The organism is Thioalkalivibrio sp. AKL17 (genome assembly GCF_000377885.1).
GTDB lineage: Bacteria > Pseudomonadota > Gammaproteobacteria > Ectothiorhodospirales > Ectothiorhodospiraceae > Thioalkalivibrio > Thioalkalivibrio halophilus.
The window spans coordinates 1-3,288 of the sequence record NZ_KB898779.1 but is presented as its reverse complement, the minus strand read 5'-3'; the positions used below and the strand labels follow the sequence as shown (position 1 = coordinate 3,288).

The following is a 3,288-nucleotide window of genomic DNA, read 5'->3' as shown; positions in this document are numbered from 1 at the left end:
GCTCCACATCGCCTTCGGTGTGCTGAAGTCGCAGCAGCCGTACCAACCTCGCTGTAGCACCGGTTGCAACCAGTAAGCGAGACACGGTATCTACGTCCGGGGGAGGTCTCGTAGGAGCGCAGCCCTCTGCGCGATCCGGCGTCTCTATTCGGGGGCGGGCCGGCCGGTAAGGCGGCGGTAGAGGGCGAAGCCGGCGTCGCGGTCGGCGGTGCGCAGGATGGCGGATCGGCCCGGGGTTGAGGGATCGGGCTTCAGGTCGACGCCGGTATCTTCGGCGGCGCGGAAATCGGCGTCGGTCAGTTCGACCTCGCCGAAGACCGAGATGATGTAGCCACCGGGGATCGGCGGGGGTGGCGTGAACGGTTCGCCGTCCGCCAGCGCGACCCAGGCCGGGATGAAGGCCGGGCCGTAGAAGTCGAAGAAGCCGTTGGAGCCGCGCAGATGGGCCTCGATCGGCCGGCCGCCGATCAGCTCGATGTTGCAGATGCCGCTGTAGCCGGCCAGGCTGCGCCGCACCCAGTCGGCGATCCACGGCTCCACTTCGGGCACGGCGGCGCCCACCTCCCAGTAGATCGGGCGCGCGGCGTCCTTTTCGTCCGAGCCGCGGGTGTGGGCGAACCAGCGCACCTCACCGTTCTCCACCAGGCAGTCGGTGCTGGTGTGGGCGCCCTCCAGGCGCTGGCACCAGAAACTGCCGGGCTCGGCCGGCACCTCGCCGGCGGGCAGAGCGCGGGCATCCAGCCCCATGCCGGCGAGGTTGATGACCGGCTTCACGAACACAGTGTCCGCCGCGTCCAGCCCCAGGTCCGTGGGCGCGACCCCGCAGGGCGCGGCGGTCAGGCCCGCATCCAGGGCCAGGCGCAGCTTGTCGTAGACGTGTCGATGCCCGGGGTTCAGGCGCCAGGCGGCCGCGTCCGACACCGCCACCTCGCGCCGCGGCTCGGGCCGGAAGATGTGCCGGCGCTCGGGGAGGACGCCAACGAACGGCAAGGTCAGCCCGCCTCCGGCAGGCGTTCTTCGTGCCCGGCGCGCAGGCGCTCCACCTCGCACAGCAGCGACTTGAACGCGGGGAAGCCGCTGATCGGGTCGAGGTTGCGGTCGTCGGTCAGCTCGTTGATGTTGGCGTGGTTCCAGCCGTGCTGGCAGTGCGCCACGCCGGGCTTGATGCGGTCGGTGACCTTCGCCACGAAGGCGACCCGCCCGCGCGGCGAGCGCACCTCCACCGTGTCGCCGTCGGCGATGCCGCGCGCCGCGGCGTCGGTCGGGTTCAGCTCCACCAGCGGCTCCGGCATTGCCCGGCGCATGCGTTCCAAGTACTGGTGCTGCGAGTGGGTGGCGTGCTTGTGGCGCGCGCCGCTGGTCAGCACCAGCGGATAGTCGCGCGCCAGCTCCGGCGTGGAAACCGGGCTCTCGGCCGGCTCGCGCCAGAGCGGCAGGCCGTCGTGCCCGGCCTCGCGCAGCTCGGCGGCATCGAATTCCACCTTGCCGCTGACCGTGCGGAAGCCGTGCAGCCGATACTGGCGATCGCCCTCCTCGAAGCCGTGCTCGACCAGGTCGTCCAGCGCCTTGGCGAACACGGTCACCCCGTCCGGGTCGTTGTACACCTGCTCGCGGATGGTCTCGGGGATGCCTTCGGCGGCCTCGGCCCAGCTGGCCTCCAGGTCGCCGTTCCAGAACTGGTCCGCCATCCCGAAGCGCACGCCCAGCTCGAGGAACACCTCGGCGTCGGCGCGTGCCTCGCCGCGCGGGGCCACCGCCTGATGCCGGTAGCGCAGCTCGCCGCGGAAGTTGCAGCCGGGATAGGCAATCAGCGCCGGGCGCTCCAGGCTGGTGGCGGCCGGCAGCACGATGTCCGCCATGCGCGTGGCCGGGTTGTGGAAGAAGTCCGACACGGCGAAGAAATCCAGCGCCCCCAGTGCCTGTTCCATGCGCTTCGAGTTCGGCCACATCGCGGTGTTGATACCCATGGCCAGCAGCGCGCGCACCCGCTGCGGCCGGCCTTCCAGGATCGCCTCCGGCAGCAGCATGCTCTGCGCCGCCGGCCAGTGGGCCGTCCACACCGGGAAGGTCTCGTCGCCGATGCGCGGCGGCAAGTTCTGTTTGCAATGGTCGAACAGATCGATCGGCTTCGGCGTGACCTTGTCGTTGAAGAAGCGGTTGCCGCCCTCGCGGTCGATATTGCCGGTGACCGCCGCCAGCAGGGTCACCGCACGGTGATTCTGGAAGCCGTTGGAGTGCTGCACGGTGGCGGTGGGCGAGAGCATGATCTGCGCCGGGCTACGGGTCGCGTAGAGCTCGGCGGCACGCTTCAGGTCGGCCTCCTCGATGCCGCAGATCGCCGCCACCCGCTCCGGCGGGAATTCGGCCACGTATTCGCGGAAGGCCTCCACGCCGCTGCCCCATTCGTCGAGGAAGGCCTGGTCCTGCCAGCCGTTTTCGAAGATCAGGTGGTGCATGCCCAGCGCCAGCGCCCCGTCCGTACCCGGGCGGATCTGCAGATGCACCTCGGCCTGCTCCGCCAGCGGTGTGACTCGCGGGTCCACCACCACCGTGGCGCAGCCGGGGCGTGCCGCGGCCAGCGCATGCTGATGGAACGGCGGGATGGAACCGCGCGGGTTGGTCGACCACACCAGCAGGCAGCGGGTCGCATCCGAGGCCACGGTGGAGGAGGTCTTGATCTTGGTGCCGAAGGTCACCTCCTCCGCCACCTTGGTGGAGGAGAAGCAGCAACCGCTCTCGGTCAGGTAGTTGGGCGAGCCGAAGGCATGCGCCAGGCGCTGGAGCTGCGGCCGAGCCTCCTTGGTGTAGCCGGCGAAGAAGGCCGCCGCCGGGGCACCGTGCTCCTCGCGGGTCGCGCGCAGGCGCTCGGCGATGGTGTCCAGCGCTTCGTCCCAGGAGATGCGCTCGAACTCGCCGCTGCCGCGCGGTCCGGTGCGCCGCAGCGGGTACAGCAGGCGTTCGGGATGGTTGCGGCGATCGAGCTGGACGTAACAGCGCGGGCAGTCGGGACCGTCGATCTTCACCGGCTCCCCGGTGGCGTCCAGGGTCACGTCGATCGCGCAGTTGGCGTCGCATTCGTAGCAGGTGCTTTTCACGGTCGCCATGGGGCTCGGCTTACCTCGCGCGGGCATTCGGGTCGATGTACCCCGATTATGCGCACGGCGCCCGCCGCCCTCGAACAACGTCATGCGCCCCGGGGCATTGCTTCCGCCCGCAGGAGGCCAGCCCCCTGGCCGATCATGCCCGACGCCCCACCCGGCCGAATCGGCCGGAGGGCCGGCCTCCTAC

The 3,288-nt window shown here is 70.5% G+C and carries 2 protein-coding genes; both read right to left on the bottom strand.

The window, feature by feature from the left end; all coding sequences use genetic code 11:
* Positions 1-144 precede the first annotated feature (144 nt).
* A complete protein-coding gene (locus tag D577_RS0113420) occupies positions 145-990 on the bottom strand; it encodes a hypothetical protein (protein ID WP_018947968.1) in 846 nt (281 codons plus the stop codon).
* Between the two features lie 2 nt (positions 991-992).
* Positions 993-3,104 (bottom strand): molybdopterin-dependent oxidoreductase, encoded by a 2,112-nt coding sequence (locus tag D577_RS0113415; protein ID WP_018947967.1) that lies wholly within the window; start codon positions 3,102-3,104, stop codon positions 993-995.
* Positions 3,105-3,288: the final 184 nt, after the last annotated feature.